Source organism: Burkholderia sp. HI2761, assembly GCF_002223355.1.
Taxonomy (GTDB): domain Bacteria; phylum Pseudomonadota; class Gammaproteobacteria; order Burkholderiales; family Burkholderiaceae; genus Burkholderia.
The window spans coordinates 1,686,092-1,703,672 of sequence record NZ_NKFN01000004.1; the positions used below are offsets into that span (position 1 = coordinate 1,686,092).

Below are 17,581 nucleotides of genomic sequence, written 5' to 3' on the forward strand. Positions count from 1 at the left end.
AGGGCTGCGTCGGCCCGCCGCGCCATCCGCTCAGCGGCGCGGCAGCGTGTCGCGCGGCATCTGCTCGTCGTCGCCCATCAGGTATCGGCGCCCTTTGGTCGGCCGGCGGATCGCCGCGGCGACTTCCGCTTCCGTCACATCCTCGGACACGACCTTGCGCGCGAGGCGCCCTTCTTCGTCGATCCATTCGACGATCCGGCATCCGCCGCCCCACGGCTGGCGAATCGGCTCCGACACGCGGCAGCCGCGCAAGTTGTAAAGGCGTCCGCCAGGCGCTTCCCCGTACGATTTCAACATAGGTTCCCTTCGCATTACGCGGTTCGACGATCCGGAAAAGGATAGGGAAAAGCGATGTCCGGCGGGTTACAGTCGCCTACATATTCTTTACAGCGAATTACGCGACAGATCGTCCGTCGACGCCCGGCCCGAGCGCGGGCCGGGCCGCTCATTCAAGATCGCGCACGCGGTCGATCGCCTGCTCGAGCCGCTCGACGGCCATCACGTTCAGCCCTTCGATCGGCTGTTTCGGCGCATTCGCCTTCGGAATCAGCGCGGACGTGAAGCCGAGCTTCGCCGCTTCGCGCAGCCGCTCCTGCCCGCGCGGGGACGGCCGGATCTCGCCCGCCAATCCCACCTCGCCGAATACGATGAGCCCTTTCGGCAGCGCCTTGTTGCGCATCGACGAGTGAATCGCGAGCAGCACCGCGAGGTCGGCGGCCGGTTCGGTGATCTTCACGCCGCCCACCGCATTCAGGAACACGTCCTGGTCGAAGCACGCGATGCCCGCGTGCCGGTGCAGCACCGCGAGCAGCATCGCGAGCCGGTTTTGCTCGAGGCCGACCGCGAGCCGGCGCGGGTTCGGCACGTGCGCCGTATCGACGAGCGCCTGGATTTCGACGAGCAGCGGGCGCGTGCCTTCCTGCGTGACGAGCACGCACGAACCGGGCACGACCTGCTCGTGCTGCGACAGGAACAGCGCGGACGGGTTGGCTACGCCGCGCAGCCCGCGCTCGGTCATCGCGAACACGCCGAGTTCGTTGACCGCGCCGAAGCGGTTCTTGAACGCACGCACGAGCCGGAACGACGAATGCGTGTCGCCCTCGAAATACAGCACCGTGTCGACGATGTGCTCGAGCACGCGCGGGCCGGCCAGGTTGCCTTCTTTCGTCACGTGCCCGACCATGATGATCGCGGTGCCCGACTGTTTTGCGATGCGCGTGAGCTGCGCCGCGCATTCGCGCACCTGCGCGACCGAGCCGGGCGCCGACGTGAGCGCGTCCGAGTAGACAGTCTGAATCGAGTCGATGACGGCCACGTCCGGCCGCTCCGCGTCGATCGCGGCCTGGATCTTCTCGAGCTGAATCTCGGCGAGCAGCTTCAGTTCGGCCGCCGGCGCGCCGCCGTCGAGCAGCGCGAGCCGTTGCGCGCGCAACGCGATCTGCGCGGCCGATTCCTCGCCGCTGATATATAGAGCGCGCCGCTCGTTCGCGATATCCGCGAGCGACTGCAGCAGCAACGTCGACTTGCCGATGCCCGGATCGCCGCCGATCAGCACGACGCCGCCGGGAACCAGCCCGCCGCCCAGCACGCGGTCGAATTCGCCGATGCCGGTCGAGAAGCGCGGCACGTCGGCGGCCTCGATGTCGGCGAGACGCTGCACCGGCGCCCGCTTCGCGAGCGACTGGAAACGATGGGCCGCCGGCGACTCGGCGACCGATTCGACGAGGGTGTTCCATGCCTGGCACGACGGGCACTGGCCCTGCCACTTGGGGGTCTGTCCGCCGCACTCGCTGCAGACGTAAATCGTTTTCTGTTTGGCCACGCGCGACGCCCTTATTCCGCTCGCACCGGCACGCGCGCGGCGACCGCGCACATCAGCTCGTAGCCGATCGTGCCGCAATGACGCGCGACGTCGTCGATCGGCAGCGCATTGCCCCACAGCTCGACACGAGCGCCGACGCCGGCCTGCGGACACGGCGTCAGATCGACGGTGATCATGTCCATCGACACGCGACCGACGATCCGCGTGCGGATGCCGTCGACGATCACGGGCGTGCCTTCCGGCGCGACGCGCGGATAGCCGTCCGCGTAGCCGCACGCGACGACGCCGATCCGCATCTGCGCCTGCGCGGAGAACGTCGAGCCATAGCCGATCGCCTGGCCCTTCGCGATCGTCTGCACCGCGATCAGCTCGGACGCGAGCGTCATCGCGGGCTTCAGCCCCGTGTCGGCGATATCGGACGACAGCCCGGACGGCGACGCCCCATACAGCACGATCCCCGGCCGCACCCAGTCGAAGTGCGTGTCCGGATGCCACAGCACGGCCGCCGAATTCGCGAGACTGCGCGCGCCGGCGATGTTTTCCGCGCCACGCTCGAAGGTCGCGAGCTGCTCGGCGACGCCGCGCTCGTTGTCCGCGTCCGAAAAATGGGTCATCAACGTGATCTGACCGATGCCGGGGCACGCGCGGGCGCGCTCCCACGCGGCACGGTACTTCTCCGGCGCGTAACCGAGCCGGTTCATCCCGCTGTTCATCTTGAGCTGCACGTTGACGGGCTTCGACAGCCGCGCCGTTTCCAGCATCCGCATCTGCTCGTCGTTGTGGACGGTCGTCGTCAGGCTGTAGCGGTCGATCACGTCGATGTCGGTCGAGCGGAAGAAGCCTTCGAGCAGCAGGATCGGGCCGGCCCAGCCGAGCTCGCGCAGCTTCACGGCCTCGTCGAGGTCGAGCAGGCCGAAGCCGTCGGTGCCGCGCAGGCCCGGAAACGCGCGGGCGAGACCGTGGCCGTACGCGTTGGCCTTGACGACCGTCCAGACCTTGGACGGGCCGGCAAAGCGGCGGACGACGGAGAGATTGTTCGCGAGAGCGGCGGTATGGATGGTGGCGGAGATCGGGCGCGGCATGGGAAATTTACGTAAAGACGCTTGCGAATCATCAGCTTACCGCGCCTTTTGAGCACCGAAGCCGACAATTTGCGGAACGATCGGGGAATCTTGCTAGTCCGAATTCGCGTATTTTCATGTTATAAAGCCGTGCGCACAACCCATTTCGAACGGAATAAGCCGATCGCATATCAGGCGGCCTACGCGGCCCTGCCGCAGCGACGAAAGCATCGCATCAGATGAAAAAAGGTTTTTACACCATCATGGCCGCGCAGTTTTTCTCGTCGTTGGCCGACAATGCGCTCCTCATCGCCGCCATCGCCCTGCTGAAAGACCTCCACGCCCCCAACTGGATGACACCGCTGCTGAAGCTGTTCTTCGTGTTGTCGTATGTGGTGTTGGCGGCGTATGTCGGTGCCTTCGCGGATTCGCGCCCGAAGGGCCGCGTGATGTTCATCACCAACTCGATCAAGGTGGTCGGCTGCATGGTCATGCTATTCGGCGCCCACCCGCTGATCGCGTACGGGATCGTCGGCTTCGGCGCGGCGGCCTACTCGCCCGCCAAGTACGGGATTCTCACCGAGCTGCTGCCGGCCGACCGGCTGGTCGCCGCGAACGGCTGGATCGAAGGCACGACCGTCAGCTCGATCATCCTCGGCACCGTGCTCGGCGGCGCGCTGATCAGCCCGCACATCGCAGCGCACGTGATCGCGCACACGCCCGCCTGGATCGGCACGCCCGCCGAAGCCGCGATGGCGATCATCATGGCGATCTACGTGGTCGCCGCGCTGTTCAACCTGCGCATTCCCGACACGGGCGCCCGCTATCCGAAGCAGGAACGCGGCCCGGTCAAGCTGCTCACCGATTTCGCCGACTGCTTCATGGTGCTCTGGCGCGACAAGCTCGGCCAGATCTCGCTCGCGGTCACCACGTTGTTCTGGGGGGCGGGCGCGACGCTGCAGTTCATCGTGCTGAAATGGGCCGAGGTGTCGCTCAACATGTCGCTGTCCGAAGGCGCGATCCTGCAGGCCGTGGTCGCGGTCGGCGTCGCGGGCGGCGCGATCGCCGCCGCCGCCCGGATTCCGCTGAAGAAGTCGCTGTCCGTGCTGCCCGTCGGCATCATCATGGGCATCGCGGTGATGCTGATGGCGTTCTACACGCGCGACCTGTTCCCGTCGCACTGGGCCTTGCACTTCGGCCATCTGCGCCTGCCGTTCTACCTGATCGTCGCCTACATCTTCCTGATCGGCGTCGGCGCGCTGTCCGGCTACTTCGTCGTACCGATGAATGCGCTGCTGCAGCATCGCGGCCACGTGCTGCTGTCGGCCGGCCATTCGATCGCGGTGCAGAACTTCAACGAGAACCTGTCAGTGCTTGTGATGCTGTGCCTGTATGCGGTGCTCGTGTGGCTCGACGTGCCGGTCGGCGTCGTGATCGTGCTGTTCGGCACGTTCGTCTGCCTGACGATGTGGCTCGTGATGCGCCGCCACCAGGCGAACCAGCGTCAGTTCGACTCGGTCGCGCTGATCGGCGAATCGCGGCACTGACGCTACACTTTCCGTTTCCGTCCGCCGACGCCGGTCCTCGCACCGGCGCGTTGCCCTCATGACGCACCCGATACCCAACATCCTGACGATCGCCGGCTCCGATTCGGGCGGCGGCGCAGGCATCCAGGCCGACCTGAAGACGTTTTCCGCGCTCGGCGCGTATGGCGCGAGCGTGATCACCGCGCTGACCGCGCAGAACACGCGCGGCGTGACGGGCGTGCATGCGCCGGACGCCGCCTTCGTGACCGCGCAGCTCGACGCGGTGTTCGACGACATCCGCATCGATGCGGTCAAGATCGGGATGCTCGCCAACGCGGCGATCGTGCACGCGGTAGCCGACGCGCTGCGCCGTTACGTGCCGCGCTTCGTCGTGCTCGACACGGTGATGATCTCGAAGAGCGCCCACGCGCTGCTCGCGCCCGATGCCGTCGACGCGTTGCGCGACACGCTGCTGCCGCTCGCGACCGTCGTCACGCCGAACCTGCCCGAAGCGGCCGCACTGCTGAACGATGCGCCCGCCACCACCGAAGACGACATGGTCCGGCAAGGCCAGGCCTTGCTGCGAACGGGCGCGCGCGCCGTGTTGATGAAGGGCGGCCACCTGCCCGACGCGTCCGCGAGCCCGGACTGGCTCGTCGAAGCGACACGCACCGTGCGGCTCGACGGCGCGCGCGTGCCGGTCAGCAATACGCATGGCACCGGCTGCACGCTGTCGTCGGCGATCGCGGCACTGCTGCCGCAGCAACCCGACCTGGAAAGCGCGGTACGCGAGGCAAAGACCTACCTGACCGGCGCGATCGCCGCGAGCGGCCACCTCGACGTCGGCCACGGCGTCGGCCCGGTCCATCACTTTCATCGCTGGTGGTGAACGCCGGCTGACGCGGCGTCAGCGATCCTGCGCCGCAAACGCCTGCGCGCGCGCCGGCCAGTCGTCGGGCACGACGAAACCGCGCGCCGTCTCGCGCCACGTGCCGTCGCCGCCCTGTTCATGGATGCCGATCAGGTCGGGCGTCTGGCGCGTCGCGAGCACGGGCGGCAGTTCCGGTGCGCTCGCCAGCGGCTCGGGCTCGAAACCTGCGCCCCCGGCGGCACGCCGCGGCGCCAGCCATGCCAGCCTCGGCAACACGCTCCATGCCGCGCCGTCGCGCTGCGCGGCCGCCCACGCCGGCCACTGCGCGTGCGTCAGCCAGAAACCGCGCGGGTGATCCGGCGCGATTTCGGCGGACACCGGCGATACCGGCACGCCGTGCGGATGGAACAGCCAACCCTTGATGAACATCTGCGCGTCGGACGGTGCGCCGTAGCCGAGCCGGGCAAAGCCGTCGTGTTCGCCGAGCCGCAACTGGTGGTCGAGCAGCCGGCTGCGCTTGAGGTCGAACCGGTCGACGAGATTGGGGCCGACGAAGTCGGCGAGCGACGCGCCGTCGCGGATCGGCGCACACAGATAGCACTTCACCGCGAGTTCCCAGTGCAGGCGCCGGCCGTCCGGCGCATCGACGAGAAAGTCGACTTCGCCGAGCGTGCGGCCGTTGCTGCGCAGCGGCAGATTGGCCGCGACGAGCCGCAGCGACGGCCCGTGCGTCAGAAAGTACTCGAGCAGGCATTCGGCGTAGCGGCCGAGCCGGGTGGGACGAAACCCGGCGAGCGCGCGATGCAGCGGCCCGGGCTGCGCATCGAGCGCGGCGAGCCACGCTTCGACGGCCGCTTGCCCGGCCGCATCCGGCCAAGGGCACGCGAGCGGCGCGCCCGGCACCGCGGTGAGCAGGCTCGGACTGGCCAGCAGCCAGCCCAGGTCTCGCACCGCGACGTCATGCAGCGTATCGACGAATGCGCACGCCGCGCCGGCCGTCATTGCCCGGCCGAACCGTGCGCGTCGGCGCCTTCCGCACGCTTGAACGTGTCGCGCGCGAGGCACAGATCGGCCCACGCCTTCGACTTGTCCTGCAGGCTGCGCAACAGGTAGGCCGGGTGGTAGGTGACGATCACCGGCACGCCCTCGTACGCATGCACGCGGCCGCGCAGCGATGCGATGCTCGCGTCCGTCTTCAGCAGCGTCTGCGCGGCAAAACGGCCGAGCGCGACGATCAGCTTCGGCTTCACGAGCGCGACCTGGCGCTGCAGATAAGGCTCGCAGCTCGCGACCTCGTCCGGCTCCGGGTTGCGGTTGCCGGGTGGGCGGCACTTGATCACGTTCGCGATGTACACGTTGTCGCCGCGCTTGAGCGACAGCGACTGCAACATGTTGTCGAGCAGCTTGCCGGCCTGGCCGACGAACGGCTCACCCTGCTTGTCCTCGTTCTCGCCCGGCGCTTCGCCGATCAGCATCCAGTCCGCTTCGCGGTCGCCAACCCCGAACACGGTGTTGGTCCGCTTCTCGCACAGACGGCACAGCGTGCAGTCCGCCACGCGCGCGGCCAGTGCCTCCCAGTCGAGCGCGGCGACCGGTGTGCCGGCGGGACGCGATTCGGCGGCCGGCACGAAATCGCCCTGCGGCGCCGCGTCGAACCAGGCGAAATCGTCGTCCCCGGCAGGCGGCGCATCATCCTTCGACGGCATCGTATCGGACGATGCGGGCGATGCGGCCGACTCGGCCGATGCCGCCTGCGCGGGCGGCCGATCGCCATCGACGACATCGTGCGCCGGCGCCCGCGACTCGCGAGCCGGCAAGCCGCCGGCAGCGCCGCGCGCGACGCCCGCTGGCGCAGCGTCCTGCACCGGTGCACGCGCTGCGCGCACCGGCCGATCGGCCGCGACGACGGAACCGTCGTCGGCCGCCGCGGTTTGCGCGACGGCTGCCGCGTCGTCGTCCGCGCGCTGCCCACGCCGCACCCAGATCTGCGCGAGGCCCAGTTCCTCGAGCGCCGCTTCAGCCCATGCCATGCGCATCCCCCTCGTCCTTGTTCAGCGTCAGACGCATCACGATCGCGTCCTCCCGGCTGCGATGCTTCGCCGGATAGTAGTTCTTGCGCCGGCCGATCGTCACGAAGCCGAAGCGCTCGTACAGATGGATCGCGCGCGGATTGGACGGCCGCACTTCGAGCAGCATGCCGTCGAGCCGCTCCGCGCGCGAAATGCGCACCGCCTCGCGCAGCAGCGCGAGGCCCGCGCCCGCATGCTGCGCGGCCGGCGCGACGCACAGGTTCAGCAGATGCATCTCGTCGACCACGGGCATCAGCACGCAATAGCCGATGAGCGACCCGGTCACGTGCCGCAGGCATACGCCCAGATAGCCGTTGCGCAACGAATCCTCGAAGTTGCCGCGGCTCCACGGAAATTCGTACGCGACGTGTTCGATCGCGACGACCTCGTCGAGATCGGCGTCCGTCATCGGCGCCAGATAGCGGTCGCTCAGCAGCACACCCGTCATCCCTTCGCTCCGCCCGTCTGCGCGGCCCGTGCCGCGATGCGCTCGGCCGTGGTCTGCGCGACCTTGTCGCGCACGTATTCGGGCGCGGCCTGGTCGGCCGGTACCGCACGCCCCGCGCGGAATGCGCGCAGCGCGGCATGCGCGACCGCCAGCGCATGCGGCAGCGCGTCGCCGTCGATCGCGGCGGCCCGCGCGGCGGCCGGCAATTGCGCGCCGAACGCCGCGGCCGCATTGCCGGCGAGCGTGAACGGCGCGTCGGGTACGCCGACGGCACCCGGTGCATCGAGCGACGCCGGATGCACCACGCGCCAGTCGCCGGCGCCGTCGTCCCACGCGAAATCCGCCCAGTAGGCTTCGTCCATCCGCGCGTCGAGCGCGGCGAGCACGCGGGCCGTGTCGGGCGCGCGCAGTCGCGCGTGCTCGGCGCACGCGAGCAGCGTGCCGATCGGCACGACCGGCAGCCCGCCCCCGAACGCGAGGCCCTGGGTAATGCCCGTCGCGGTACGCAGGCCCGTGAACGAGCCGGGGCCCGCGCCGAACGCGATCGCGTCGCAGTCGGCGAGCGTCAGCCCGGATTCGGCGAAGAGCTCCTGGATCGCCGGCAGCACGCGCGTGCTCGACACGGCGCCCGTCAGCTCGTGACGGATCCAGGTTTGCGGGGTGGAAACGGCGTCATCGGCGTGGGCCGAGCGCAGCAGCGCGACCGAGCAGTATTCGGTCGACGTATCGATGGCGAGGAGCACTGTTTGCGTCATGGCCGACATTGTAATGCGCCGCCCCGCTCCCACGGGCGATCGGGCCCGATCTGTGCACGCGAGCGGCGCCGGCCGCGGTTTGGAAGGATCGCTCGACCCCGCGCGGCGGCCCGCTTGTTAAGATCGGCCGATCTGAAACCCTTACGGAGACACCCGATGAGCGAACTCACCGCCCAATTCGACCAGGCCCAGATCGACGTCAAGCAACTGACGGAACGGCCGGGCAACCTGACCCTGCTGCGCCTGTACGCGCTCTTCAAGCAGGCGACCGACGGCGATGCGCACGGCGACAAGCCCGGCTTCACCGATATCGTCGGCAAATACAAGTACGATGCGTGGGACGCCCTGAAGGGCACGTCGCAGGATGCGGCGAAGCAGCAGTACATCGAACTCGTCGAGTCGCTGAAAAACGGCACGGCGTCCTGACCGGATCGTCCCCGCCGCAATCGGCAATCAAATCAGTGGCGCAGCGCAGCAAATTTCTTTATAATGCGGCCTGCGTCACCTCCCGCGCTCGGCTCGCAAGCCGTTCCGGCCCGACGCCTCGTAGCGTTAAGCTCCAATCCGGTTTAGAACCTGTCCCCTCCTGCTTCGACCTTCGCGGTCGTCAACTAGGCTGGCGGTCCCGCTCCTGAAGCGCGCCGCACCCAAAACAGCTTCTAATGCCTCATCCGCCGACGGTTCGGCGGATTGCTCCCGTTTCCCGATTTGCTCGATGAATCCGACGACTTGGGTATGCGCGATTGGCGCCGACGTTTCACCCACTGTGTTTCAAGGATTGTTATGACTTCGAGCATCAACTCCAGCCCGCTCAACGTGATCGCCGACCAGGCGCTCGGTCTCGACGCCGCCGCCGCACCGGCCGTGGTCGAACCGGCGTCGGACGAGCCGAGCTTCGCGTCGCTCGGGTTGTCGCCGGAGATCGTCTCCGCGCTGGAGGCTGCCGGCTATGTGAAGCCGACGCCGGTCCAGCAGCGCGCGATCCCGGCCGGCATCGCCGGCCGTGACCTGCTGGTGTCGAGCCCGACCGGTTCGGGCAAGACGGCCGCATTCATGCTGCCCGCGATCGAGCGTTTCGCGCAGCTCCAGAAGACGCAGGCGCAGCAGCCCCGCGCCCCGCGTGAACCGAACACCGGCGACCGCCGCGTCCGCCGCCCGCAGCCGGTATCGCGCCCGAGCCTGCTCGTGCTGACGCCGACCCGCGAACTCGCGATGCAGGTCACGACGGCCGCATCGACCTACGGCAAGCACCTGAAGCGCCTGCGCACGGTCAGCATCCTCGGCGGCGTCGCCTACGGCCAGCAGCTGATGCTGCTCGCGAAGAACCCGGAAATCCTGGTTGCCACGCCGGGCCGCCTGCTCGATCACCTCGAGCGCGGCCGCATCGACCTGTCGGAACTGAAGATGCTCGTGCTCGACGAAGCCGACCGCATGCTCGACATGGGCTTCATCGACGACATCGAAACCATCGTCGCGGCCACGCCCGCGTCGCGCCAGACGATGCTGTTCTCGGCCACGCTCGACGGCAAGATCGGTTCGCTGACGGGCCGCCTGCTGAAGGATCCGGAACGCATCGAGATCCAGCAGCGCCTCGAGTCGCGCACGAACATCGCGCAGACCGTGCACTACGTCGACGATCGCGACCACAAGGATCGCCTGCTCGATCACCTGCTGCGCGACGACGCGCTCGACCAGGCGATCATCTTCACGGCGACCAAGATCGACGCCGACCAGCTCGCCGGCCGTCTCGCCGACGCAGGCTTCGAATCGGCCGCGCTGCACGGCGATCTCCCGCAGGGCGCGCGTAACCGCACGATCCGTGCGCTGCGCGAGCGCCGCGTGCGCGTGCTGGTTGCCACCGACGTCGCGGCACGCGGCATCGACATCCCGGGCATCACGCACGTGTTCAACTACGATCTGCCGAAGTTCGCGGAAGACTACGTGCACCGTATCGGCCGTACCGGTCGCGCGGGCCGCTCGGGTATCGCGGTGAGCCTCGTGCATCATGCCGAGCAAGGCGCGCTCAAGCGTATCGAGCGCTTCGTGCGCTCGCCGCTGCCGGTCAACGTGGTCGAAGGTTTCGAACCGCGCAAGTCGCCCCCGCGTAACGGCGGCACCGGCGGCCGCGGCCGTCCGGGCGGCAGCACCGGCGGTCGTCGTTTCGGCGGCAAGCCGGGCGGCGGTTATGCGGGCAACGGCAACGGTGCCGGCCGCAGCCACGGCGGCGGCAATGGCGGCGGCTGGAGCGGCAAGCCGGGCGGCAGCCGTGACGGCGGCCCGCGTCGCGACGGTCAGCGCAGCGGCGCCCCGCGCCGCAGCAATTCGGCATCGTAAGCACACACGGGCGGCCCTCGGCCGCCCGGCGGATCGGGTACCGCCCAATCCAGCCAAACCGGCGCATCCGCGCCGGTTTTTTTTCGCCCGCCGCTCATTTCACGATGCGGAAAATTTTTTTGCGTCGTAAAAAATCATGCTGCAGGGCACAACCTCCGCGATTGCGGGATAGGAAAACGCGTTTCTTATCTCGAAATTTAGACGGCAAGCCGTTGATTCCCAACAACTAAAAAAATCCTCACTTCCCGATGCAGCCCCTGTTTCGGTGCCGCCAATTTGCCTAGACTCTTATACAAGACTTCGCGAAACGGAATGCACCGCTTCCCCGCTTCGCGAACGGCATCACCACGGTCAGATTCGGCCCGTCACGCATACACCGCCTCAAGGAGCTCATCATGTCGCGTCAGCAACAGGCACAGGAACTGCAGCAGCAATGGGAAACCGATCCGCGCTGGAAGGGCATCAAGCGCAGCTACTTGGCCGAGGACGTGGTCCGCCTGCGCGGCTCGATCCCGATCGAGCACACGCTGGCCAAGCGCGGCGCGGAAAAACTGTGGCGCCTCATCAACGACGAGCCGTTCGTCAACGCACTCGGCGCGCTGACCGGCAACCAGGCGATGCAGCAGGTGAAGGCCGGCCTGAAGGCCATCTACCTGTCCGGCTGGCAAGTGGCCGGCGACGCGAACGTCGCGGGCGAAATGTACCCGGACCAGTCGCTGTACCCGGCAAACTCGGTGCCGCTCGTCGTGAAGCGCATCAACAATACGCTGACGCGCGCCGACCAGATCCAGTGGTCGGAAGGCAAGAACCCCGGCGACGAAGGCTACGTCGATTTCTTCGCCCCGATCGTCGCCGATGCGGAAGCCGGTTTCGGCGGCGTGCTCAATGCGTTCGAACTGATGAAGGCGATGATCGAGGCCGGCGCATCGGGCGTCCACTTCGAAGACCAGCTCGCGTCGGTGAAGAAGTGCGGCCACATGGGCGGCAAGGTGCTCGTGCCGACGCGCGAAGCGGTCGCGAAGCTGTCGGCCGCGCGTCTCGCGGCTGACGTGATGGGCACGCCGACCGTGCTGGTTGCGCGCACCGACGCGGAAGCGGCCGACCTGATCACATCCGACGTCGACGACAACGACAAGCCGTTCCTGACGGGCGAGCGTACGGTGGAAGGCTTCTTCCGCACGAAGCCGGGCCTCGAACAGGCCATCTCGCGCGGCCTCGCGTACGCGCCGTACGCGGACCTGATCTGGTGCGAAACCGGCAAGCCCGATCTCGAGTACGCGAAGAAGTTCGCGGAAGCAATCCACAAGCAGTTCCCGGGCAAGCTGCTGTCGTACAACTGCTCGCCGTCGTTCAACTGGAAGAAGAACCTCGACGACGCGACGATCGCGAAGTTTCAGAAGGAGCTCGGCGCGATGGGCTACAAGTTCCAGTTCATCACGCTGGCCGGCTTCCATGCGCTGAACTACTCGATGTTCAATCTCGCGCACGGCTATGCCCGCACGCAGATGAGCGCATTCGTCGAACTGCAGCAGGCGGAGTTCGCGGCAGCCGACAAGGGCTTCACGGCCGTCAAGCACCAGCGCGAGGTCGGCACGGGCTACTTCGACGCGGTGACGCAGACGGTCGAGCGCGAAGCGTCGACGACCGCGCTGCATGGCTCGACCGAGGACGAACAGTTCTTCGACGGCAAGAAGGTCGCGTAACACGCAGTGGCGTGACGCCGATGCCGCCGCGTCTCTTGACGCCGCGGCATCGGCCACCGGACAACAATCAGGGAGGAGACGGCAGGCGCGCGAGTCTCATTGCGCGACCGGCCGCGCGGCCTGCGGGCCGCCAGCAACGATGCGCGCCGGCTTCGTCCGGCGCGCCCTTTTTCCGCGGCGCAGCCCGCCCGGCCACGGCCGGCGCTGCCCTACCGATAGACGATCACCGGAATTTTCGTATGGGTCAGCACGCGCTGCGTCTCGCTGCCGATCAGCAGGCTGCCGAGCCCGCGGCGTCCGTGGGACGCCATGAAGATCACGTCGCACCCGCCGCGCTCGGCCGCCTCGATGATGCCGAGATACGGCGACGGATGCACGCTCGTCCACGTGTCGCACGCGACGCCGGCCGCCTTCGCGGCCGCTTCCACCTCGTCGAGATGCGCACGCGCCTCGCGCTCGCTGCGCGCGCGAAAATCGGCGGGCGGCTCGATGATCACTTCGGAAAACGGCGAGTACGGGTATTGCGGCAGGCACGCGTAGGCCGTCACGCGCGCGCCGACCGCACGAGCCAGGTCGATCGCGCCGTCGATCGCCTTTTGCGACAGTTCGGAACCGTCGGTTGGAACGAGGATGTGCCGGAACATCGCGCCCTCCTTCGTCAATCGCGCGCCGCGCGCCGCGGCTCCAGCGGAGCCGGCCGCGACACGGCGCGCATGCCTCTTACGATTGTAGTGTGCGAAACCGCGCTCACCGCGTCGCCAGCGGGTTCGCCCTCATATCGGAAACGCGCGGGCGCGCGTCGCCTACTCGCCCCAATAGCCGGGTCGCTCGTACGTGTGCTTCAGGTAATCGAGAAACAGGCGCACCCGCAGCGGCAGATGCCGGCGCTGCGGAAACACCGCATGGATGCCGATCGGCGGCGCGGCGAACGCGTCGAGCACGCTGACGAGCCGGCCGGCCGCGATGTCCTCGCCGACTTCCCACCACGAACGCCACGCGAGCCCGTAGCCTTCGAGGCACCACTCGTGCAGCACCGCGCCGTCCGAGCATTCCATCGTGCCGTTCACGCGGATCGACACGACCTTGTCGCCGTCCTGGAACGCCCACCCGCGCTGCTGGTTCGCGTTCGCCGCGAGTGCGAGGCAGTTGTGGCGAGCGAGTTCCGCGAGCGTGGCGGGCGTGCCGCGCCGCGCGAGATACGCGGGGGACGCGACGCACACGCGGCGGTTTTCGCCGAGTTTCAGCGACACCAGCGACGAATCGGGCAGCTCGCCGAGCCGCACCGCGCAATCGAACCCCTCGTTGACGAGGTCGACCATCCGGTCGGACAGGTCGAGCGTGACCGACACGTCGGGGTGCCCGACGCTGAATTCGGGCACGAGCGGCGCGACGTGCCGCCGGCCGAAGCCGGCCGGCGCGGAAATCCGCAGATGGCCGCTCGCCTTGACGCCGCCGGCGGACACGCTTGCCTCCGCGTTCTGCATGTCGTTGATGATGCGCTGGCAATCCTCGAGGAACGCCGAACCCTCGAACGTCAGCGTGAGCTTGCGCGTCGTGCGCACGAGGAGCTTCACGCCGAGCCGCTCCTCGAGCGCGTCGAGGCGGCGGCCGATGATCGCCGGCGCGACGCCTTCCGCGTGCGCAGCCGCCGACAGGCTGCCTTTCGCCGCGACCGCGGCGAATGTTTCGATCTGTTTGAACCGGTCCATGACTCCCGAAAGGACGGCCTCGCCGCCCTTCAAATAGCTTGAGCCGCTCAAGATTAGGTATATGAAAGTAAAAGATCAAGTGATGATTAGCGTCTTTTTTAGCACCTTCGATCACGAATAGAATCGACCCGACCTCTGAAACTGGAGCGCAAGGCTATGTCGGCCACAACGACACTCTCCTCTCCCGACGCTATCCTCTTCGACGCATTCGGCACGTTGTTCGACGTGCGCGCCGTGCTGGCCGCGGCGGAGCAGATGTTTCCCGGTCACGGGGAACGGCTGTCGCAGCTGTGGCGACGCAAGCAGATCGAATACTCGCAGTTGCGCACGCTCGCCGATCCGGCCGGCGCCCGCTATCGCCCGTTCCGGGACATCACGCTCGATGCGCTGCGGTTCGCCGCGCGCCGGCTCGGGCTCGCGCTGAACAGCGCGGCCGAGAAGCGGCTGATGGACGAATACGCGTGCCTGTCCACCTATCCCGATACGGTGCCCGCGCTGCGCAAGCTGCGCGCGCTCGACCCGCGCCCGCCGCTCGCGATCCTGTCGAACGGCACCCCGCAGATGCTCGACATCGCGATCAAGAGCGCCGGCATGTCCGGGCTGTTCGATCGCGTGCTGTCGGCCGACACCGTGCGCGCGTACAAGCCGAGCCCGGCCGCTTACGCACTCGGCACCGCCGCGTTCGGGGCGAATCCGCGCGACATCGTGTTCGTGTCGTCGAACGCGTGGGACGTCGCCGGCGCCACCTGGTTCGGCTACACGACGTTCTGGCTCAACCGCACGGGTGCGCCCGCCGAGGAACTCGGCGCGCCGCCCCACGGCACGGGCACCGGCATGGCCGACCTGCTCGCCTTTCTCGCCACCCCGGCTCCGTCCGGCAGACCCGCGAACCGCACGCGCCCCGGCCCGGGTGCATGACGCTCGCGGCGCTGCCGCCTTCCCCCTTCACCGAAACCGCAACTGACCGACCAAGGAGATGAGACTCATGAGCACCCCGATCACGCTGCCGCAAGGCATGACGATCACCGGCGAAATCAAGCCGGGTTACGAAGCCATCCTGACGCCCGACGCGCTGGCACTCGTCGCGGCGCTGCACCGCACGTTCGAATCGCGCCGCCAAGCGCTGCTGCAGGCGCGCGTCGAGCGCACGAAACGCCTCGACGCGGGCGAGCGCCCCGACTTCCTGGCCGAGACGAAAGCGATTCGCGAAGGCGACTGGAAGGTCGCGCCGCTGCCGGCCGACCTGCAATGCCGGCGGGTCGAGATCACGGGCCCCGTCGAGCGCAAGATGATCATCAACGCGCTGAACTCGGGCGCCGATTCATACATGACGGACTTCGAGGATTCGAACGCACCGAGCTGGACGAACCAGATCGACGGCCAGATCAACCTGAAGGACGCGATCCGCCGCACGATCTCGCTCGAGCAGAACGGCAAGTCGTACAAGCTGAACGACAAGGTCGCGACGCTAATCGTGCGCCCGCGCGGCTGGCACCTCGACGAGAAGCACGTGACGGTCGACGGCCAGCGCGTGTCCGGCGGCATCTTCGATTTCGCGCTGTTCCTGTTCCACAACGCGAAGGAACTGATCGCGCGCGGTTCCGGCCCGTACTTCTACCTGCCGAAGATGGAAAGCCATCTCGAGGCGCGCCTGTGGAACGACATCTTCGTCGCCGCGCAGGAAGCGGTCGGCGTGCCGCGCGGCACGATCCGCGCGACGGTGCTGATCGAGACGATCCTCGCCGCGTTCGAGATGGACGAGATCCTGTACGAACTGCGCGAACACAGCTCGGGCCTGAACGCCGGCCGCTGGGACTACATCTTCTCGGCGATCAAGAAGTTCAAGAACGACCGCGACTTCTGCCTGGCCGACCGTTCGAAGATCACGATGACGGTGCCGTTCATGCGCGCGTACGCGCTGCTGCTGCTGAAGACCTGCCACAAGCGCAACGCGCCGGCGATCGGCGGGATGGCCGCGCTGATCCCGATCAAGAACGATCCGGAGGCGAACGAGAAGGCAATGGGCGGCGTGCGTTCGGACAAGGCCCGCGACGCGACCGACGGCTACGACGGCGGCTGGGTCGCGCACCCGGGCCTCGTGCCGATCGCGATGGAAGAATTCGTCAAGGTGCTCGGCGACAAGCCGAACCAGATCGCGAAGCAGCGCGACGACGTCCAGGTCGAAGGCAGGAACCTGCTCGACTTCCAGCCGGAAGCGCCGATCACCGAAGCCGGCCTGCGCAACAACATCAACATCGGGATCCACTACCTCGGCGCGTGGCTCGACGGCAACGGCTGCGTGCCGATCCACAACCTGATGGAAGATGCGGCCACGGCCGAGATTTCCCGCTCGCAGGTATGGCAGTGGATCCGCTCGCCGAAGGGCGTGCTCGACGACGGCCGCAAGGTCACGGCCGAACTCGTGCGCGAATTCGCGAAAATCGAGCTCGACAACGTGAAGCGCTCGGTCGGCGGCAACACGCAGCCGTACGAACGCGCCGCGGCGATCTTCGAGCGGATGTCGACGTCGGAAGGCTTCACCGAATTCCTGACGCTGCCGCTGTACGAGGAAATCTGACGACGCCGTCTGCTGCGATCGCCGGCTGGCCACGCCGTGCCGGCGATCGCATGCGATGGCGGCATGAAAAAAGCGCCCCGCGGGGCGCTTTCTCTTTTGCGGCGAATCCGGCCGCCGCCCGCGGGCACGCTCAGGCGGCTTCCTGCTCGCGCCGGTGCTGAACCCAGTCGCCGGACGCGATGCGCGGGCGCCCGGCCGCCGCATGCGCGGCAACCGGATAATACAGGCAGGCGTACTGTCGGCCGCCGAGCTCGACGGTCACCTCTTCCGGCTTGAACAGCGAGTCGACGCCCGGATAGACGCGCTCGATCTCGTCGAGCACCGGGACGAGCTGCTCGTCGACCTCGTAGACGTCGCCCCAGACCAGCGACTTGCCGGCCGGCCCGGCGATCATGCCCGGATACGTGCCGAAATCGTACAGTTCGCCCGGCAGCGCGGCGGCGCCCAGCAGCGTCGGCGCGGCGATTCCGTGGCGAGCGGCCGCATGGCCGATGTCGTTGGCCTGTCCGGCTCTCAAGGTGCCATAGACGAATACGTGGCGCATCGTGGTTCTCCTCTTCGATTCGTGTGTTGCCGTGTTCGCGTGCGATCGGTGCGCGATTGGCATGCAATTGCGCACGCATCGATAGACCGCGATACCGGCCCGATGGTTCGAACCGTCGGCGCGCGCGGCCGCACGCAGCCGCACGCAGCCGCCCCGGATTT

Annotated in this window: 17 protein-coding genes; 7 read left to right on the forward strand and 10 right to left on the reverse strand. The window is 67.9% G+C overall.

The window, feature by feature from the left end; all coding sequences use genetic code 11:
• Positions 1-30 precede the first annotated feature (30 nt).
• The 3 genes from CFB46_RS14695 to alr form a co-directional block, all read right to left on the reverse strand.
• Complete coding sequence (locus CFB46_RS14695) at positions 31-297, reverse strand: DUF2866 domain-containing protein (protein WP_027784786.1); 267 nt, start codon at positions 295-297, stop codon at positions 31-33.
• Positions 298-445: 148 nt separating this feature from the next.
• Positions 446-1,822 (reverse strand): DNA repair protein RadA, encoded by a 1,377-nt coding sequence (radA, locus tag CFB46_RS14700; protein WP_027784787.1) that lies wholly within the window; start codon positions 1,820-1,822, stop codon positions 446-448.
• Positions 1,823-1,833: 11 nt separating this feature from the next.
• On the reverse strand, positions 1,834-2,904 hold the full coding sequence (gene alr / locus CFB46_RS14705; RefSeq protein ID WP_027784788.1) for an alanine racemase: 1,071 nt from the start codon (positions 2,902-2,904) through the stop codon (positions 1,834-1,836).
• Positions 2,905-3,122: 218 nt separating this feature from the next.
• On the opposite strand from alr, the gene lplT reads away from it, so the two are divergent.
• Entirely contained in the window at positions 3,123-4,430 is a 1,308-nt protein-coding gene (lplT, locus tag CFB46_RS14710; RefSeq protein ID WP_089500311.1) for a lysophospholipid transporter LplT, read from the forward strand.
• Between the two features lie 58 nt (positions 4,431-4,488).
• Positions 4,489-5,298, forward strand: a complete 810-nt coding sequence (gene thiD, locus CFB46_RS14715) for a bifunctional hydroxymethylpyrimidine kinase/phosphomethylpyrimidine kinase (protein ID WP_027784790.1) — start codon at positions 4,489-4,491, stop codon at positions 5,296-5,298.
• A gap of 18 nt (positions 5,299-5,316) precedes the next feature.
• Here thiD and CFB46_RS14720 read toward each other — a convergent pair whose 3' ends face one another.
• From CFB46_RS14720 to tsaB, 4 genes are read right to left on the reverse strand one after another with little or no spacing between them, the layout of a single operon-like run.
• Complete coding sequence (locus tag CFB46_RS14720) at positions 5,317-6,282, reverse strand: DUF1853 family protein (RefSeq protein WP_027784791.1); 966 nt, start codon at positions 6,280-6,282, stop codon at positions 5,317-5,319.
• Positions 6,279-7,310: a uracil-DNA glycosylase gene (locus CFB46_RS14725; protein WP_027784792.1), complete on the reverse strand. Its 1,032-nt coding sequence runs from the start codon at positions 7,308-7,310 to the stop codon at positions 6,279-6,281. Before CFB46_RS14725 ends, CFB46_RS14720 begins: the two co-directional genes overlap by 4 nt.
• Positions 7,297-7,797, reverse strand: a complete 501-nt coding sequence (gene rimI / locus CFB46_RS14730; protein WP_027784793.1) for a ribosomal protein S18-alanine N-acetyltransferase — start codon at positions 7,795-7,797, stop codon at positions 7,297-7,299. The genes CFB46_RS14725 and rimI overlap by 14 nt, the downstream gene beginning before the upstream one ends.
• On the reverse strand, positions 7,794-8,561 hold the full coding sequence (tsaB, locus tag CFB46_RS14735; protein ID WP_027784794.1) for a tRNA (adenosine(37)-N6)-threonylcarbamoyltransferase complex dimerization subunit type 1 TsaB: 768 nt from the start codon (positions 8,559-8,561) through the stop codon (positions 7,794-7,796). Before tsaB ends, rimI begins: the two co-directional genes overlap by 4 nt.
• Positions 8,562-8,708: 147 nt before the next feature.
• Between tsaB and CFB46_RS14740 the strand changes: the two genes are divergently transcribed.
• From CFB46_RS14740 to aceA, 3 genes are all read left to right on the forward strand, one after another.
• Positions 8,709-8,978 (forward strand): acyl-CoA-binding protein, encoded by a 270-nt coding sequence (locus CFB46_RS14740; RefSeq protein ID WP_011352486.1) that lies wholly within the window; start codon positions 8,709-8,711, stop codon positions 8,976-8,978.
• 357 nt (positions 8,979-9,335) lie between these two features.
• On the forward strand, positions 9,336-10,886 hold the full coding sequence (locus tag CFB46_RS14745; protein ID WP_027784795.1) for a DEAD/DEAH box helicase: 1,551 nt from the start codon (positions 9,336-9,338) through the stop codon (positions 10,884-10,886).
• Positions 10,887-11,281: 395 nt separating this feature from the next.
• Complete coding sequence (gene aceA, locus CFB46_RS14750; protein WP_027784796.1) at positions 11,282-12,589, forward strand: isocitrate lyase; 1,308 nt, start codon at positions 11,282-11,284, stop codon at positions 12,587-12,589.
• Between the two features lie 209 nt (positions 12,590-12,798).
• On the opposite strand, the gene CFB46_RS14755 is transcribed toward aceA, so the two are convergent.
• Both CFB46_RS14755 and CFB46_RS14760 read right to left on the reverse strand, forming a co-directional pair.
• Positions 12,799-13,233, reverse strand: coding sequence for a universal stress protein (locus CFB46_RS14755; RefSeq protein ID WP_011549516.1), 435 nt, complete (start codon positions 13,231-13,233; stop codon positions 12,799-12,801).
• A gap of 159 nt (positions 13,234-13,392) precedes the next feature.
• Entirely contained in the window at positions 13,393-14,298 is a 906-nt protein-coding gene (locus tag CFB46_RS14760) for a LysR family transcriptional regulator (protein WP_027784797.1), read from the reverse strand.
• 156 nt (positions 14,299-14,454) lie between these two features.
• On the opposite strand from CFB46_RS14760, the gene CFB46_RS14765 reads away from it, so the two are divergent.
• Together CFB46_RS14765 and aceB are read left to right on the forward strand one after the other, a co-directional pair.
• A complete protein-coding gene (locus CFB46_RS14765) occupies positions 14,455-15,216 on the forward strand; it encodes a haloacid dehalogenase type II (protein WP_027784798.1) in 762 nt (253 codons plus the stop codon).
• A gap of 67 nt (positions 15,217-15,283) precedes the next feature.
• On the forward strand, positions 15,284-16,876 hold the full coding sequence (aceB, locus tag CFB46_RS14770; protein ID WP_089500435.1) for a malate synthase A: 1,593 nt from the start codon (positions 15,284-15,286) through the stop codon (positions 16,874-16,876).
• A 130-nt stretch (positions 16,877-17,006) separates the two neighbouring features.
• Here the strand turns inward: aceB and CFB46_RS14775 are convergent, their stop codons facing one another.
• On the reverse strand, positions 17,007-17,420 hold the full coding sequence (locus CFB46_RS14775) for a gamma-glutamylcyclotransferase family protein (protein ID WP_027784800.1): 414 nt from the start codon (positions 17,418-17,420) through the stop codon (positions 17,007-17,009).
• Between the last annotated feature and the right edge of the window lie 161 nt (positions 17,421-17,581).

Bases quoted from the DNA above. Each gene is read 5' to 3' on its own strand.
- CFB46_RS14740 (WP_011352486.1), top strand. From the start codon at position 8,709: ATGAGCGAACTCACCGCCCAATTCGACCAGGCCCAGATCGACGTCAAG.
- CFB46_RS14745 (WP_027784795.1), top strand. From the start codon at position 9,336: ATGACTTCGAGCATCAACTCCAGCCCGCTCAACGTGATCGCCGACCAG.
- CFB46_RS14760 (WP_027784797.1), bottom strand. From the start codon at position 14,298: ATGGACCGGTTCAAACAGATCGAAACATTCGCCGCGGTCGCGGCGAAA.
- rimI (WP_027784793.1), bottom strand. From the start codon at position 7,797: ATGACGGGTGTGCTGCTGAGCGACCGCTATCTGGCGCCGATGACGGAC.
- tsaB (WP_027784794.1), bottom strand. From the start codon at position 8,561: ATGTCGGCCATGACGCAAACAGTGCTCCTCGCCATCGATACGTCGACC.
- CFB46_RS14725 (WP_027784792.1), bottom strand. From the start codon at position 7,310: ATGGCATGGGCTGAAGCGGCGCTCGAGGAACTGGGCCTCGCGCAGATC.
- thiD (WP_027784790.1), top strand. From the start codon at position 4,489: ATGACGCACCCGATACCCAACATCCTGACGATCGCCGGCTCCGATTCG.
- CFB46_RS14775 (WP_027784800.1), bottom strand. From the start codon at position 17,420: ATGCGCCACGTATTCGTCTATGGCACCTTGAGAGCCGGACAGGCCAAC.
- lplT (WP_089500311.1), top strand. From the start codon at position 3,123: ATGAAAAAAGGTTTTTACACCATCATGGCCGCGCAGTTTTTCTCGTCG.
- alr (WP_027784788.1), bottom strand. From the start codon at position 2,904: ATGCCGCGCCCGATCTCCGCCACCATCCATACCGCCGCTCTCGCGAAC.
- aceA (WP_027784796.1), top strand. From the start codon at position 11,282: ATGTCGCGTCAGCAACAGGCACAGGAACTGCAGCAGCAATGGGAAACC.
- CFB46_RS14755 (WP_011549516.1), bottom strand. From the start codon at position 13,233: ATGTTCCGGCACATCCTCGTTCCAACCGACGGTTCCGAACTGTCGCAA.
- CFB46_RS14720 (WP_027784791.1), bottom strand. From the start codon at position 6,282: ATGACGGCCGGCGCGGCGTGCGCATTCGTCGATACGCTGCATGACGTC.
- CFB46_RS14765 (WP_027784798.1), top strand. From the start codon at position 14,455: ATGTCGGCCACAACGACACTCTCCTCTCCCGACGCTATCCTCTTCGAC.
- aceB (WP_089500435.1), top strand. From the start codon at position 15,284: ATGAGCACCCCGATCACGCTGCCGCAAGGCATGACGATCACCGGCGAA.
- CFB46_RS14695 (WP_027784786.1), bottom strand. From the start codon at position 297: ATGTTGAAATCGTACGGGGAAGCGCCTGGCGGACGCCTTTACAACTTG.